Here is a 15,891-nt window from a genome sequence, read left to right as displayed (position 1 = left end):
GCCCATATTTATGGCCGCAGTTTATGGACACGGCTTCAAAATGCGCATCGGAAGCGAACAAACGGCCGGTCGTCGATCGGTAAAAAGGAAGCAACAATAACGAATTACGGGCAAGGTACGCTCGCGACGCTTTGCGGGCGCTTATATCATCATTCAGATTAGAGGTTTACGTTATGCAACAGCCGACTATAGCCGGCACTCAGGCTCCGACCTGGCAAAACGTTCTGGTTGGCGCGCAGATGCTGTTTGTCGCATTTGGCGCCCTGGTTCTGGTTCCGCTGATAACCGGGCTGGACACCAACGTGGCGCTGTTTACCGCCGGCGTGGGCACGCTTCTGTTTCAACTTTGCACTAAGGGAAAGGTGCCGGTCTTTCTGGCGTCTTCTTTCGCGTTCATCGTGCCGATTAGCTACGGCGTTCAGACGTGGGGTATTCCTGCGACCATGGGCGGGCTGTTTGCCGCAGGCGTGATGTACATGATTTTTGGCGGGCTGATTAAGCTACGCGGCTCTCGAATTATTGAGATCCTGCTGCCGCCGGTGGTGACCGGCCCGATGATTGCGATTATCGGCCTTACGCTGGCGCCGGCTGCGGTCAACATGGCGTTGGGAAAAAGCGGTGACGGCGGGTCGGTTATTCTGGCCGACTACAGCGCAGCGCTGATGGTTTCCATGCTGTCGCTGCTGACGACGCTTCTGGTGGCCGTATGGGCGAAGGGTATTTTCCGCCTTATCCCTATTCTGTCTGGTATCGTCGTTGGCTACCTGGTCGCCTTGGCGATGGGGATCGTTAACTTCCAGCCGGTGTTGGACGCGCCGTGGTTCGCCGTGCCGAACTTCACCGCGCCGGAGTTCCACTGGCAGGCGATTCTGTTCATGCTGCCGGTGGTTATCGCGCCGACTATTGAACACGTGGGCGACATCATGGCGATAAGCTCGGTGACCGGCAAGGACTACGCGAAAGATCCCGGCCTGCACCGTACGCTGGGCGGCGATGGTCTTGCAACGTCGGTTGCAGCCTGCTTTGGCGGGCCGCCGTGTATTACCTATGCGGAAGTTATCGGTGCGGTAACGCTAACGCGCAACTTCAATCCGATGGTTATGACCTTCGCTGCCTGCTGGGCGGTGTGCATGTCCTTTATCGGCAAGATTGGCGCCTTCCTGAACACCATTCCTTCTGTGGTAATGGGCGGGATCATGGTGCTGCTGTTTGGATCGATCGCGGCGGTCGGGATCAACATCCTGATTAAAAACCGCGTCGACCTGTCGATAGCGCGCAACCTGTGCATCGTCTCTATCGTACTAGTGTTCGGCATTGGCGGCATGGTGTTTAACTTCGGGCAGTATTCTTTACAGGGAATTAGCCTGTGTGGCGTTATCGCCATCCTGCTGAACCTGATCCTGCCTAAGGCGCCGGCAAGCTCTGGTACAAGCGGCTCCGCGCACTAACGGCGAAAGCCGGCGGCGATCCCTTCGTCGCCGGTTCGTTTTCCGGATCCTGCTGTGATAAAATGAAAAGATCGTCGATCCGTTTTTACTGAGGCCTTTCTGAACTCGTCTATGCAGCTTTCTTTTCCGCTCTATCTCTCTGACGATGAGGTTTTCGCCAGCTTTTATCCTGGGGAAAACGGCGCTCTGCTGTCGGCTGTCCACGCGGCGCTAGAGCAGGAGCACAGCACCTATATCTATTTTTGGTGCTCAGAAGGGGGAGGGCGGACGCATCTGCTCAACGCCGCCTGCAGTGAGCTTTCCTTGAAGGGGCTGGCCGTCGGCTACGTGCCGTTGGACAAGCGCGCCTACTTCGTGCCGGAAGTGCTTGAAGGCATGGAACAGCTCTCTTTGGTGTGCATCGACAACATCGACTGCATCGCCGGAGACGAGGCCTGGGAAATGGCGATCTTTAATCTCTATAACCGCATTCTGGAAACGGGCGCCACCCGGCTGCTGATAAGCGGCGATCGCCCGCCGCGCCAGCTCAACTTAACGCTGCCGGACCTCGCCTCCCGCCTCGACTGGGGGCAAATCTACCGCCTTCACCCGCTGTCGGACGAAGATAAGCTGCAGGCGCTTATTCTGCGCGCCCGGCTGCGCGGCTTCGAGCTGCCGGAAGACGTCGGCCGCTTTCTGCTCAAACGCTTGGATCGAGATACGCGGACGCTGTTTAATACGCTGGACAGGCTCGACAGCGCCTCCATTAGCGCGCAGCGCAAGCTGACTATTCCGTTTGTGAAAGAGGCGCTGGCGCTGTAGGGCGCATTTTTTAACGCGATTGAGTAAAGGCGCAGGGATAAAGAGCGCAAAGTAATTGCATAGGGAAGATAATGCCATGTTCAGGCTCTGTACATTCTATATATTCATATTGTCGCTGTTTTCCGCACCGTCGACGGCCTGTTCGCTGGGACCGGACCCTGAGTATCATTATCAAAAACGTGGTAGTGGAACGATATACGTCGAAGTTTTTCGGGATCAAAAAGCGCTTATTTCTCGTTTACCCGACGTGAAATATGGCCAACTGCGTAGGATTGCCGATCTGTCGGCAAAAGAAGAATCACCTCTATCAGATCTAACGACTGATATCGCTGTCGGGACAGCGCTCGGCGACGTCGAACTTTACTCTTATCATACCGATGGTCGCTATGTCGTGTGGGCCGGAAAAGTATTGCGTAATCCTAAGGGCAAGCCGAAGGTTGATGCGACTAGCTTTCGCGCTTTTGGGCGTTTTGCCGCCGATAAAGACAGCCTCTATTTTGACGGCGTGCGTACCGATGACAACGTGGGCGAAAAACGCGTGGATATGGCGTCTCTGGAGCGGGCTGGCGGTAGTGAAGAGGAATATCGGCCTTTTCAACAGTTCAATACGGAATTGCTAAGAGACAGAAATAACCTCTATCTTAGCGGGCGCTGGTTAGGAAGCGCAGCAGGCTTCGCCGTCGTTGGAAAGAAAGAGTGGGATCAACGCGGTAAATTTGATCCGGCTCGCCGTTACCCCTGTGGATTTTCCGATTCTCGACGTTTTGACGCCATTGTTCGTACCGATAAATGGGTTATCGTCAACAGCACGCCCATAGACGCCGATCCCGAAACCTTCCAGATTGTACGCTGGATCCCCAATGCATTGCTTGTTTACAAAGATAAAAACGGCGTCGGACGCTATACCTTTGGCAAATCGGAGGAAGAAGCGCTTGTCAAAGAAAGCTGCTGGCAACCTTTCAACATGCTGGAAGACAGGGTGACGTGGCGCAAATCCACCTCAACTGAGCCGGAAGTATGCCAGACGGAAGAAATCCCTGGCCTTGATCCTGAGTGGTTCCACCCGGTTAGTAATGTTGTCGCGCAGTATAAGGATCGCCTGTACGTGATAAATAAAACTGACTCAGGCGAAGCGCGGCTTGACGTTATTAAACTGGACGATCCCAATCTGATTATCGATAAGCGATTTAATGCTGGGAAAAAGCACGGCTATTTGCTCATCGAGTGGCGTCGAAACGATGTTGAAACGGGATTTGACATGTTTGAGACTTCCGGGCCGCTGGTGCTTTTAAATAAAGACGACGGCAAGAAGCTTGAGTATGAAGATGGCTACGCGGGTCGATGGTATGCTCGCGACGATCGTTACGTCTATATATTTAACGGGTTTCGGCTCTATCGGTATGAAAGTGCAGATCCCGCGGCCGCGCGGCTGCTCGATATGGATTTTTACTATCCCTACTGTCGTACTAAAAAGCATGCCTACCTGGTGACGGTTGAGGGTATTTATGACAATCACGGCGTGCTGATGTCCGCAGAGGACCTATTGGACAGGATGGGGAGGGAAAACTACTGCAGCTAAGTCAGGACTATTAGCTATTGTGCTGTTTTTGTTTGGCTCTCTCCTATGGGCGAAGGCGCTTAATCAGATCTGGAGGCGATTCTATTCACGACGAACATCAAATTTTTATTAAAGTGCTCTTTCATTTTTTAAATGGCGTTGATTTAATTGGTTTTTTAAGTTTTTCATCACACGTTTAATCAAAAAATCCTTCCATCAAGGCGTATGCTCTCAGCGTCTTTTCGTATGAATTTCTATTGAGTGAGTCGCGCGACTATTTTTTATCAATACGGCAGTAAATAACGGCCTTTATTAAGCGTGCGGACTAAAAAGCGATAAATAAATTAGCCTCTGAAAAGAATTATTCCAGATTTGGAATAATTGACTTTTTAGTGGGTTAGCTTTCCTGTTGCCAATTGCTAGCTTTTTGGAAATTTGAAATATAAGTTACCTGGATATGGAAATATAACGCTATGAATTTCCCTAAAAAGCTTTCCGTCATCTCTACCGCGCTATCCTTGGCTATTCCCAACTGTGCCTGGTCATATATAGAGGATGAAACCGTCGAGGTGGGAACGGTGGTCAACGATGAAATAGTCAAAGGCGTGCAATTTGTTTATGGAACGACCAACAACATTCGGTTGGTCAAGGACGATACATCGATGGCCCTCAGCGGAGGGTATCAGGTGGTTGAGAATGGCGGTATTGTTAACAACACGATAGTTGACTGTGATTATTGCTCAATTCGGCTGTATGACGGCGCTACTAGCAATCATACCGTTATTAGCGGACTTGGATATAACGCAAATATGGAGATTCTTGTCACGGCGACCACCGCCGTCGCTAACGATACGGTGGTGAATGGCGGCTATTTTCGTGCGTTTGCGGGCGTCATTAATCGCACCATATTGAACGCGGGGGGATTCGCCGTAAGGGCCGAAGAGAGCTATGGGTCAACGCCAACGGCGAATGACTCAACGGTAAACGGCGGAATAATGTACGTTGAATCCAACGGGGCTAGCGCAAATAATACAACGTTAAACGGCGGTATGCTGGCCGTTGCCTACGGCGGCACGGACAATAACACGACCGTTAACGGTGGCGTTTATTTGTTGGGGGATGACTATGAGCCCGGCGCCTATTCCAATAACCTGATCGTTAACAGCGGCGGCCACGCCTATATCGTCTCCGGCGTTTTGACCGACTCAACCGTCGGCGGCACCATGAAGATAATGGAACAGGCTACTCTTCAGGGAAGGCTGAGCGTGACCGACAGCGGCGCGGTTACGGTTTACGGTGGCGCCAATACGTCTGACGCCAGCGTTGACCTGTCCGGTTCGCTTATTTTGGGTGATTCGGGCGGCAGCTATGCCTTTAACGCGTTGACCATGAGCGGTGGCAGCGTAGTATATGCCGCGCCGACGGACGGCTATTCGTCGTTAACGCTGGCTTCTCTGTCCGGCTCCGGATCGTTTTATATGAATACCGCCATTGCCGACAGGCTCACCGATTCTCTGACGGTTGCAGGTCAGGCCAACGGCGACTTTTCCGTTTATGTCGCTGACACCGGCGTGAGCCCGTCCAGCGCCTACAGCCTGACGCTGATTCAAACCGGCGGCGGCGACGCGCAGTTTTCGTTGGGGAATGACGGCGGCAGGGTTGATTTGGGTACCTATCAGTATCAGATGACCACGGACAACGGCGGCAACTGGTTTTTGACGCCGGCGACGGATGAGCCGGTTCCTCCGGCCCCGCCTGAGCCAACGCCGGCGCCCGCTCCGACCATCATTACGCCTAGTACGTCGGCGGTGTTGTCGATGGCGACCGTCGATCCGCTTATTTTCCAGTCTGAAATGGATACCGTGCGCAACAGGCTAAACGGCGTTCATTCCGCCAATCGAGAAAACGGCATGTGGGGCGCGTCTTTGGCGGACAGGCGGAATGTCAGCGATCGGGCGGGCGCCGACTATACGATGGACACCGCGTCGTTGACGATCGGCGCCGACCACCCGTTCGCCGTGCAGAACGCGACGTTGACCGGCGGGCTATTTTTTAACTACGCCCATTCTGACGTGGACTTCAATCGCGACGGCGACGGCGACGTTGATACCTATGGCGCGGGCGCCTATGCCAGCTATCTGCACCACAGCGGTTTTTATCTCAACGGGATCGCCCAGTTTAACCGCTTTAAGCACGACGTATCGCCGCGCATGAGTTCCGGGGAAAGGGCTTACGGCGATTACGACACCAACGGCTATGGGATGAATCTGGAGGCCGGTAAATATTTCTACTTCGGTGATGCGTTTATCGCGCCCTATACCGCTTTGACAGGGTTTATCGCCGACGGCAAATCCTATCGGCTGTCCAACGGTATGAAGGCTGACGTCTCGACACAGCGTTCGCTGCTCTCCGAGGCGGGCGCTCGTGCAGGCTATCGGTTTTCCGTCGGGAGCGTTCAACTGAAGCCGTACGTCAGCGCCGCCGCGGCGTCCGAGCTGGTGGACAATAACGACGTTCGGGTCAACGACGACGGGTTTACTAACGATTTGAGCGGCGTACGAGGCATTTATCAGGCGGGTGTCGGCGCCAGACTGTCCAGGTCGCTGTCGGCGCATGCCAGCGGCGCCTATGCAGATGGGAAAAACGTTGAAGCGCCTTGGGCGGTCAATATTGGCTTTTCTTATTCATTTTGAGTCGTGATGACACAAGAAGGTAGCGGCTAGTCGTGGTCTGTGGTTTAGCGATAGCCGCTGCGTTGTCAGGTTTACTGAGCCTGATACCGCTCAAACTCCGTATTTACGTTCCCCTGCGCATCGTAAGATACGCTAATCGCCATCTCATCCAGGTCAGAAACCATCGCGAAGGGCTTGCCATTCAGCGCCTCTTTCATCGCCTGATAAAACGGCTGATAAAAGTCCTGCGTCTGTCCCTGCGGATCGTACTTCAGGCTGACGTAAAAGATGGGATACTCTCCGGTATTGCACAGCTGTGCTGACGTGACGGTGATGGCGTAGTGCTCAAAAACCGCCAACGCCGGATGCTGCCATCCCTGTAGCTGCACGCTGCGGCATTCGTCGGCCAGTTCGGTAAACAGCCGCGTTTTATCCAGCGTCGGCGCGGCCTGCGCGCCGACGGCGATGAAAAACGACAGCGCGGCGAAAAACGTTTTTTTCATGATTCGTCCCTGATGGCTAGAAGAAAGCCTAAAGAATCTCTAAAACCTTCTCGGGCGGGCGTCCTAAGCGCGCCTTATCGCCAACGATAACGATCGGGCGTTCAATCAGTTTGGGGTTTTGGACCATCGCGTCGATAAGCACCTGTTCGGAGGCGTCTGCCAGATTCATCTCTTTATACAGATCCTCTTTGGTCCGGATCAGCTGGCGAGCGGAGCTAAAGCCGAGCTTGGTTAAAAGCCCTTTAAGCGTTTTGGCGTCCGGCGGGGTGTCCATATACAGGTTGATTTCAGGCGTAATGCCTTTTTCCTCCAGCAGCGCCAGCGTTGTGCGGCTGGTCCCACAGCGTGGGTTATGGTAAATGGTCACTTTGTTAGACATCGAATTCTCCTGTTCTTACTGCTTTGAATACTGTTTAAAGCGCTGCTGTAGCTGGCGCAGTTGGTCAATGCGGGCGTCGTAGCGCGCCTGCTTCAGGCTGCCGGTTGATACGCTGGCGCTGGCGGTGCTGAGCATCTCAATCGCCTGGTCTAAGCGGCCTACCAGCGCCATGCTTTCGGCGCGAGCCGCCAACTCTTCATCGCGCAGCCCTTGGCCTGCGCAGGCCTTGGCTAAAAGCTCCCAGCCGTTTGGATCGTCTGGGTGGGCATAGGTATAGCGATAGAGCAGGGTTGACGCTTTAGCCGACTGCCCTGCCTCAATGTAGGCGTTGCCCAGGTTAATCTGTAGTACCGGGTTATTGGGCTGACCCTTGATTGCCTGCTCCAGCCTGCTGACGGCGGCCGGCGCCCGGTTTTGATCGAGGTCGATATCGGTCGCCAGATCCAGGAACCAGGGATTATTGGGCTGGGCGCTAAGCAGGGACTGAATGGTTGTCCGCGCCGCGTCGTACTGCTGTGACTTGTAGTCCATGATGGCCTGCCCGTAGCGGCCGGCAAGTTGCTCGCGCGAGTTGCCTTTTTTATAGTCGTCCAGAACGTACTGGTTCAGGCCGCCCATGCTGCCATACATGCCCATAACGCGCACTTTAGCGAACAGGTAGTCCTGAGACGATGCGACGATCCTGCGCCCCATCTGGGCTGCGCGGCTTCGGGTGTCAGACATACGAGAGTCCGGCATCGGGTGAGTCAGCAGCATTTCCGGCGGCTTGCTGGCGTAGCGATATTTGTCCGCCAGCTTTTGCATAAAGTCCGGCATGCCCATCGGATCGAATCCGGCCCTTTGCAGCACACGAATGCCGATACGGTCCGCTTCCTGTTCGTTGGACTGCGTAAAGCTGATCATGCCCTGCTGCGTGCCGGCGATGGTGGTGCTGAGCGCCGCCATGCCCGCCTGTGGATTGGCCATCGTCAACAGGATGGAGCCCAGCGCGCCGACCCAGGTCAGCGGGGCGTTTCGCTGCTGTTCTTCCATTGCGCGGGCCAGGTGGCGCTGAGTCACGTGGGAAATTTCGTGCGCCATGACCGAAGCCAGCTGGCTTTCGTTGTCGGTTTCTTTAAATAGCGAAGAGTGAAGCACAACGTTGCCGCCAAAAAAGGCGAATGCGTTGATTTCGTCATTTTGAATTAAATAGAAGTGAAACGGCGTACGCACCGAATCGGCTTTGGATACCAGGCGCTGGCCCAAACCGTTGACGTAAGTGGTCAACAGCGGGTCGTAAATCAGCGGCGCGCCTGCCCGCAGCTGGCGAAGATAAAAGTCGCCCATCTGCAGCTCTTGGTTGATGCTGAGCGTCCCGCCTGCGGTAGTGCCGATATCGGGAAGGTCGTTCGGCGAATCCGCCATGCCGGAGGTAAGCGGGCCGCACAGCAGGGCGCTGCCCAGTAGGGTAACGAGTAGGGGTTTACGAAAGCTGATGGACATAGCGCTATTCATTCCTGAAGTTGTTCGTACCGTTCAACATTGTGCAATGCAGCCAAGCGTCACTTTACCACCGGCGGGCGCCTGAAGACACCGTCAAAATCCCGTTGTTTTTAGGCTTTAATTCTTGTCGGTGCGGCTGAAATTTATTGCTATTATAGCCTACTGTTTTATAAAACCGCCGTTCGTTAACAGATAGACAACGACAGCGGCGTTTTGTCCCACTGGATTTACGTTTCCGCATCTCTTGTTAAGCCGAAAGAGGGGGCGGTTATTTCGGCCAAACCTGCGGCGGCCCCGTCGGCGTTTGGTTCTAACGGAGGTTGTTTATGCTGGACATGTTGCTGCGCTGGTATCGCCGGCGCTTCTCCGACCCGCAGGCGGTGGCGCTGCTGATTATTCTGGTGGTCGGGTTCGGCATTATCTATTTTTTCAGCGATATTTTAGCGCCTCTGTTGATAGCGATAGTGATTGCCTATCTGCTTGAGTGGCCGACTACCAAGCTGCAAAACATGGGCGTTTCTCGAGGGCTGGCCGCAGGCGGCGTAATAGTGCTGTTTGGCGGAGTCATGTTTGCAACCGTGGTGTTTATCGTACCTGCCGCCTGGCAGCAGGGGGTTAACCTGCTGACGGACCTGCCTAAGATGCTTAATCGCTTGCACGACTTCGCCGCCACCCTGCCTGCGCGCTATCCCGCTTTGGTTGACGCCGGCATTATCGACCTGATAGCCGAAAACCTGCGCTCAAAGCTCAGCGGCGTAGCGGATTCGGTGGTGAAGTACTCGGTGGCCTCCCTGATGGGGGTACTGACGCTGGCCATTTATCTGATTCTGGTTCCGCTGATGGTTTTCTTTCTTATCAAGGATAAGAAGCAGATGATTTATGCCGTGCGCCGCATTCTGCCCAGAAACCGTGGGTTAGCCGGCAAGGTCTGGCTGGAGATGAACCAGCAGATAACCAACTACATTCGCGGCAAGGTGGTGGAAATCGTTATCGTGACCGTGGCGACCTATCTGGTGTTTTGGGCGATGGGGATGCGCTATTCGCTGCTGTTGGCGGTGCTGGTCGGCGTGGCGGTGCTGGTGCCCTATATCGGCGCGGTGCTGGCGACGATCCCTGTGCTGTTTGTCGCGCTGTTTCAATGGGGCGTTGGCCCCGATTTCTGGACGATGTTTATCGCCTATTTGGTGGTGCAGGGCTTAGACAGCAACCTGCTGGTGCCGCTCCTGTTCTCTGAGGCGGTTAACCTGCATCCGCTGGTGATTATTCTTTCGGTGATTATTTTTGGCGGCATGTGGGGCTTTTGGGGCGTTTTCTTTGCTATCCCCCTGGCTACGCTGGTGAAGGCGGTCATGCACGTCTGGCCGGACGACCTGATAGCCGAGAATCTGAATTAACGTAATGAGAAAAAGGCGGGGTTGAGCGCAACGCCCGGAAGGTTAGCGGCCGTTTCCCCTGATGAAACGGCCGCTCTTGAGTCAGTTAACCCTTGCCGTTCAGATAGTTCAGAACGACGTCATGGTGGTTGTTGGTTTTAAAATCGTCAAACACTTTCTCAATCTTGCCGTCGACGCCGACCAGAAAGCTGATGCGGTGAATACCGTCATAGGTTTTGCCCATGAAGCTCTTTTCACCCCAAATGCCGAACAGTTCGCAGACCTTATGCTCTTCGTCTGACAGCAGCGTAAAATTCAGCAGGTCGCGCTCAACGAAGCGGGACAGTTTTTCAGGCTTGTCGGTACTGATGCCAAGTACGTCAATGCCCAGTTTTTTAAACTCATCCATGTTATCCCTCAGTCCGCACGCCTGCACGGTGCAGCCGGGCGTCATCGCCTTGGGATAAAAGTAGATAAGTACTCTTTGCCCTTGAAAATCACTGAGACTGATATCTTCACCATCTTGATCCGGGAGTGTAAATTCAGGGGCGATATCACCGGCTTTTAATGGATTTATCACGAGTTTCCATCCTTTTGTTCATGCTGTGGGTTGATGACTATGTTAATACTGCCCTGTGCGTTAAGTTCTGCACATAGGCGATAAAAGCGTTGCTCAAGATCGTCATGGTTGCCGGTTAAGGCGCTATGTAGCGTCATTTCAATACCCAGCATCGGGGTATTGGTTTCTTTACAAATACTGGTCTTGGATATCAACTCCGCAATGTTGGTCTGCGCCGAATCGAACAGGTTGGTAAACCGTTCAATAATATGGGGAGAATCCTTTACCTCTACTTTTACCCACATTGTCATCGGCATGGGAGGGCGAAGATGCTGGGTTGTGCGTTTCATCACAATCAGCAGATCGAGCTCGACGCCTTTTTGTACAAGCGTTGACTCCAATAGGCTAATCGCGTTCCAACTGCCCGACAGCAGCATGATAAAGGTAAACTCTTCTCCCAGCAGTGCCAGACGACTATCCTCAATATTACATCCACAGCTGCTGACGTGCCGTGTAATGGTGTTCACAATACCGGGGCGGTCCGTGCCCAATGCGGTAATGACGAGATAGTGTTCAGATTGTTGTGGCACGTTAAAATTCCAACCTAAAATGGGTGGTACTATGGTAAACATAAAAAAATCACCCAGACAAGCCGTTAGAGTGATGTTGTGACTTGCTTTTCGCTATGAGTCAAAAGTACCATGTTTGTTATGTTTATAAAGGGGAATCGCTTATGTTTACGGGGAGTATGGTTGCGCTGGTAACACCGATGGATTCAACAGGATCTGTTGACCGTGCCAGTTTGAAAAAATTGGTTGATTATCATGTGGCTAGCGGTACTGCCGCCATCGTCTCCGTAGGCACGACCGGAGAGTCCGCCACGTTGAATCACAGCGAGCACGTCGACGTCGTCAAAATGACGCTGGAATTGGCGGACGGGCGTATCCCGGTAATTGCCGGTACTGGCGCTAATGCGACCGCCGAAGCCATTCTGCTGACGGAACATTTCAACGGCACCGGCGTCGTGGGATGCCTGTCCGTGACGCCTTACTACAACAAGCCGACTCAGGAAGGCCTGTTCCAGCACTTTAAAGCGATTGCCGAACATACCGATTTGCCGCAAATCCTCTATAATGTGCCGGGACGTACGGGCTGCGACATGCTGCCTGAAACCGTTGCTCGCCTGGCGGAAATCCCCAACATTGTGGCGCTGAAGGACGCAACCGGCAATTTGAGCCGCGTTTCACAGACTCAGGCGCTAGTGGGCAACGACTTTAAACTGCTTAGCGGCGATGACGCAACCTCCCTGGACTTTATGCACCTGGGCGGCCACGGCGTTATCTCTGTAACGGCCAACGTGGCGGCGCGCGAAATGGCGCTGCTGTGCAAATTGGCGGCAGAAGGGAACTTTGCCGAAGCGCGCGGTCTTAATCAGCGGCTGATGCCTTTACACGTGAAGCTATTTGTTGAAGCTAACCCGATCCCGGTCAAATGGGCCTGTTATCGCTTGGGCCTGATTGCTGAAAATACGCTGCGTCTACCCATGACGCCGCTGGCTCAGCAGGCGCGTCCGGTCGTCGAGCAGGCTTTGACGTCTGCCGGTTTGCTCTAAATTTTAGGAAGATTTAATGGTTCACTCATTACAGAAAGCCGCTGGCGTTTCTCTCGTTATGTTATTGGCTGCATGCTCTAACGATCAGTCATACAAACATCAGGTAAACGGCAACGAAGACTACTTGAAGGCGCCTGAACTGCGAGAGCTGCGTGCGCCGGCGGGAATGGTTCTGCCGATGCAGAACGGGCAATACGGCATTAACAACCGCGTATCTGACGCGGGTAGCGTAGGCTACGCGTTAGACATTCGCCCACCGTCACAGCCGCTGGCCTTGATGGCCGGCTCACGCGTTCAGTTCAGCGGCAACACCGCAACGCTGCTGCTGGAAGACAACGCGAAGAACCAAGGGCTGTGGAATCAGGTTATTTCCGTGCTGGAAAGCAAGGGCTACCGTATTACTGGCCACCAGGAGGCCAGCCAAACGTTGACCACCGACTGGGTCGAGTGGCCGCGCGGAGATGAAAAGGTTGCCTATCAGGCTCGCTACCAGATCGGCGTTCAGCAGCAGGCTTATCAGCACCAGCTTTCTGTCAAAGTGCTAGAACTCAAGGCTGACGGTAAAACCGTCTCCGACGCGGCTAACATGCAGCGCTATAGCATTAGCATGCTGAATACGATTAGCGAAGGGCTGGAGAAGCGTCAGAACGCAAGCAACGCGCAGAACGCCGCGGGCGTTGGTTCGATGGTCGTTCAGGCCGCGGCTGACGATACCGGGCTGCCGGTCGCGATTGTTCGCGCGCCGTATTCTGTCGTTTGGGAACGCCTGCCCGCCGCGTTGGAAAAAATGGGCATGACGATTACCGACAGTAACAGGCCACAGGGCACGATTGCGGTGACCTTCAAGTCTTCCAACAGCAACTGGGCCGCGCTGAGCGTTTCGAATCCTGACCTGAGTAACGGTGATTACAAAATTCAGGTAGGCGATTTGGATAACCGCACCAGCCTTCAGTTCAGCACCGATAAAGGCCGCGTGCTGAAAGAAGCCGACAACGCGGCGCTGGTGACGATACTACAGGCCGCGCTAAACCAGAGCGTAGCGGTCACTAAATAAACAAAAAAGGGGCGCACGCCCCTTTTTTATTTCCATTCCTAAAATCAAACGGAGAACACTGAAGATGCAAAAGGTCGCCGAGCTTTATCGAGGTAAGGCAAAAACCGTTTATACCACTGAGGATCCCTCCCTATTAGTGCTGGAGTTTCGTAACGATACTTCCGCAATGGACGGCGAGCGTATCGAGCAGTTCGATCGCAAGGGCATGATCAACAACAAGTTCAACTTCTTCATCATGAGCAAGCTGGAAGAAGCCGGCATTCCCACTCAGATGGTGCGTATGCTGTCGGATACGGAAGTGCTGGTGAAAAAGCTGTCGATGGTGCCCGTCGAGTGCGTTATCCGCAACCGCGCCGCCGGTTCTCTGGTTCGCCGCTTAGGCGTTGAAGAAGGCCTGATGCTTAATCCGCCTCTATTCGATCTGTTTTTAAAGAATGACGCCATGCACGACCCGATGATCAACGAGTCCTACTGCGCTACCTTTGGCTGGGTGAATGAAGCTAATCTGGCGCGCATGAAGGAGTTGACCTATAAGGCTAACCAGGTGCTGAGCAAGCTGTTTGACGACGCTGGCCTGATTTTGGTCGATTTTAAGCTTGAGTTTGGCCTGTTCAATGGCGAAGTGGTACTGGGAGATGAATTCTCGCCGGACGGCAGCCGCCTGTGGGATAAAGCCACGATGGATAAAATGGACAAAGACCGTTTTCGCCAACGCATGGGCGGGCTGATTGAAGCCTATGAAGAGGTTGCACGCCGTCTCGGTATTTCTTTGGACTAAATGCGCAAACGATTACGTATTCATTAACCCCCGTCAAAGCCGGCGTTTGCCGGCTTTTTAACGCTTGGATTTTGGCGTTGCCCCAAGGTCCGTCTCCATTTTGTCACACGCATTTTTGCCTTTGTCGTTTATACTATTAACACTATTTATAAGCGCAGGGCGTGCTTAAAAGGCGCTCCAAGCCAGTGTTAATGAGAGTAAAGCTATGCGGTGGCAAGGTCGTAGAGAAAGTGAAAACGTCGAGGATCGTCGGCAGCAGTCCGGAGGATTTTCACGGGGCATGGGTGGTGGAAACATTCGCCTGCCGAGCGGAAAGGGCGGGCTAATTTTGCTGGTGGTCGTGCTGGTCGCCGGCTATTACGGCGTCGACCTAACGCCTCTGCTGACGGGGGGAGAGGCGCCGACGACGGAGCAGGTTCAGCCCGTATCGGAAAAAGACAACGAACAGGCCAAGTTTACCTCTACCGTGTTGGCGTCAACGGAAGACTCTTGGCGAGCCATTTTTAAACAGCAGGGCGCACAGTATCAGGATCCTAAGCTGGTGCTGTATCGCGGCGCGACCCGGACCGGATGCGGTACGGGGCAGGCGGTGATGGGGCCGTTCTATTGCCCGGCGGATAAGACCGTCTATATCGACCTCTCTTTCTATCAGGATATGGAAAAGAAAATGCGTGCCGGAGGCGATTTTGCTCAGGCCTACGTGGTGGCGCATGAAGTGGGGCATCACGTACAAAACCTGATGGGAACGGCAGACAAAGTACGGGCCCTGCAGCAGTCGTCTAAAAGTCAGGCGGAGGTTAACCAGCTGTCCGTACGCCTTGAACTTCAGGCCGACTGCTACGCAGGCGTTTGGGGGAATACCCTGAAGAACCAGCAAATTTTAGAGGTCGGTGATTTGGAAGAGGCGTTGAACGCTGCGCAGGCCATCGGTGACGATCGCCTGCAGAAGCAGAGTTCCGGCAGGGTTATCCCCGACAGCTTTACGCACGGCACATCACAGCAGCGCTATACCTGGTTCAAGCGTGGTTTTGACAGCGGCGACTATCGCCAGTGCGATACTTTCAACGCCGCCAAACTATAATTTCTCACTATTTGCGCTATGATAGGGCGTCGATGCCATTTGGCATCCGACGCCCGTCAACGAGTTAAGGCCTTTTGACTACGAGTAACGCGCAAATGCCCCATATCGATCCCACGCTGATAGTCCTGCTGGTGCTGGCAGGTCTGGGAATATTAAGCCATAACAACACCGTTACTATCGCTATTCTTGTACTGCTGATCCTGCGTCTGACCCCGCTTTCGGCCGCTTTCCCCTGGGTGCAAAAGTACGGATTGACTATTGGAATCACCATTTTGACCATTGCGGTAATGACGCCGCTGGCAAACGGCAAGATGTCGCCGTCTATGCTGATGCAGGTTTTTGTTAACTGGAAGTCGCTGGTGGCGATTGTTATCGGCATTGTCGTTGCCTGGCTCGGTGGGCGCGGCGTGACGCTGATGACCAACCAGCCGAGCGTCGTCGCCGGGCTTTTGGTCGGTACGATTATTGGCGTAGCCTTCTTTCGCGGCATCCCGGTTGGGCCGCTCATCGCGGCAGGCGTGGTATCGCTGATTGTAGGTAAAGGCTAACGAATAGGCGCTGGATGCCGACGGCAATATAAATGATATGACT

General features: G+C 53.9%; 15 protein-coding genes. 10 read left to right on the top strand and 5 right to left on the bottom strand.

Going from position 1 to position 15,891, the window contains the following annotated elements:
• The first annotated feature begins 173 nt into the window (after positions 1–173).
• The 4 genes from G544_RS0107445 (at position 174) to G544_RS0107430 (ending at position 6,500) form a co-directional block, all read left to right on the top strand.
• On the top strand, positions 174–1,448 hold the full coding sequence (locus tag G544_RS0107445) for a uracil-xanthine permease family protein (protein WP_051155623.1): 1,275 nt from the start codon (positions 174–176) through the stop codon (positions 1,446–1,448).
• 111 nt (positions 1,449–1,559) lie between these two features.
• A complete protein-coding gene (gene hda / locus G544_RS0107440) occupies positions 1,560–2,249 on the top strand; it encodes a DnaA inactivator Hda (RefSeq protein ID WP_036023581.1) in 690 nt (229 codons plus the stop codon).
• Between the two features lie 247 nt (positions 2,250–2,496).
• On the top strand, positions 2,497–3,828 hold the full coding sequence (locus G544_RS20145) for a DKNYY family protein (RefSeq protein WP_134388992.1): 1,332 nt from the start codon (positions 2,497–2,499) through the stop codon (positions 3,826–3,828).
• Between the two features lie 452 nt (positions 3,829–4,280).
• Positions 4,281–6,500, top strand: a complete 2,220-nt coding sequence (locus G544_RS0107430) for an autotransporter outer membrane beta-barrel domain-containing protein (RefSeq protein ID WP_027274010.1) — start codon at positions 4,281–4,283, stop codon at positions 6,498–6,500.
• Between the two features lie 71 nt (positions 6,501–6,571).
• Here G544_RS0107430 and G544_RS0107425 read toward each other — a convergent pair whose 3' ends face one another.
• From G544_RS0107425 to bepA, 3 genes are read right to left on the bottom strand one after another with little or no spacing between them, the layout of a single operon-like run.
• Positions 6,572–6,982 carry a hypothetical protein gene (locus tag G544_RS0107425; protein ID WP_051155621.1) on the bottom strand — a complete coding sequence of 137 codons (411 nt, stop codon included), beginning with the start codon at positions 6,980–6,982 and terminating at the stop codon, positions 6,572–6,574.
• 28 nt (positions 6,983–7,010) lie between these two features.
• Positions 7,011–7,361, bottom strand: coding sequence for an arsenate reductase (glutaredoxin) (gene arsC / locus G544_RS0107420; RefSeq protein WP_027274008.1), 351 nt, complete (start codon positions 7,359–7,361; stop codon positions 7,011–7,013).
• A 15-nt stretch (positions 7,362–7,376) separates the two neighbouring features.
• On the bottom strand, positions 7,377–8,843 hold the full coding sequence (gene bepA, locus G544_RS0107415; RefSeq protein WP_027274007.1) for a beta-barrel assembly-enhancing protease: 1,467 nt from the start codon (positions 8,841–8,843) through the stop codon (positions 7,377–7,379).
• Positions 8,844–9,169: 326 nt separating this feature from the next.
• Here bepA and G544_RS0107410 point away from each other — a divergent pair, with 326 nt between their 5' ends.
• Complete coding sequence (locus G544_RS0107410; RefSeq protein ID WP_027274006.1) at positions 9,170–10,237, top strand: AI-2E family transporter; 1,068 nt, start codon at positions 9,170–9,172, stop codon at positions 10,235–10,237.
• An 85-nt stretch (positions 10,238–10,322) separates the two neighbouring features.
• Here G544_RS0107410 and bcp read toward each other — a convergent pair whose 3' ends face one another.
• Both bcp and G544_RS0107400 read right to left on the bottom strand, forming a co-directional pair.
• Positions 10,323–10,793 carry a thioredoxin-dependent thiol peroxidase gene (bcp, locus tag G544_RS0107405; protein WP_027274005.1) on the bottom strand — a complete coding sequence of 157 codons (471 nt, stop codon included), beginning with the start codon at positions 10,791–10,793 and terminating at the stop codon, positions 10,323–10,325.
• A complete protein-coding gene (locus G544_RS0107400; RefSeq protein ID WP_027274004.1) occupies positions 10,793–11,365 on the bottom strand; it encodes a glycine cleavage system transcriptional repressor in 573 nt (190 codons plus the stop codon). The genes bcp and G544_RS0107400 overlap by 1 nt, the downstream gene beginning before the upstream one ends.
• 143 nt (positions 11,366–11,508) lie before the next feature.
• Between G544_RS0107400 and dapA the strand changes: the two genes are divergently transcribed.
• The 5 genes from dapA to G544_RS0107375 all read left to right on the top strand — a co-directional run bounded on the left by dapA (position 11,509) and on the right by G544_RS0107375 (position 15,848).
• A complete protein-coding gene (gene dapA, locus G544_RS0107395; protein WP_027274003.1) occupies positions 11,509–12,387 on the top strand; it encodes a 4-hydroxy-tetrahydrodipicolinate synthase in 879 nt (292 codons plus the stop codon).
• 16 nt (positions 12,388–12,403) lie between these two features.
• Positions 12,404–13,441, top strand: coding sequence for an outer membrane protein assembly factor BamC (gene bamC / locus G544_RS0107390; protein ID WP_027274002.1), 1,038 nt, complete (start codon positions 12,404–12,406; stop codon positions 13,439–13,441).
• Between the two features lie 64 nt (positions 13,442–13,505).
• On the top strand, positions 13,506–14,219 hold the full coding sequence (gene purC / locus G544_RS0107385) for a phosphoribosylaminoimidazolesuccinocarboxamide synthase (RefSeq protein ID WP_027274001.1): 714 nt from the start codon (positions 13,506–13,508) through the stop codon (positions 14,217–14,219).
• A gap of 205 nt (positions 14,220–14,424) precedes the next feature.
• On the top strand, positions 14,425–15,300 hold the full coding sequence (ypfJ, locus tag G544_RS0107380; protein WP_027274000.1) for a KPN_02809 family neutral zinc metallopeptidase: 876 nt from the start codon (positions 14,425–14,427) through the stop codon (positions 15,298–15,300).
• Positions 15,301–15,395: 95 nt separating this feature from the next.
• Positions 15,396–15,848: a DUF441 domain-containing protein gene (locus tag G544_RS0107375; protein WP_027273999.1), complete on the top strand. Its 453-nt coding sequence runs from the start codon at positions 15,396–15,398 to the stop codon at positions 15,846–15,848.
• Positions 15,849–15,891 lie beyond the last annotated feature (43 nt).

The sequence above is a fragment of the Leminorella grimontii ATCC 33999 = DSM 5078 genome (assembly GCF_000439085.1).
Classification (GTDB): Bacteria; Pseudomonadota; Gammaproteobacteria; order Enterobacterales; family Enterobacteriaceae; genus Leminorella; species Leminorella grimontii.
Note: the sequence above shows the minus strand (reverse complement) of the source record. Positions and strands in the feature narration are given on the sequence as shown.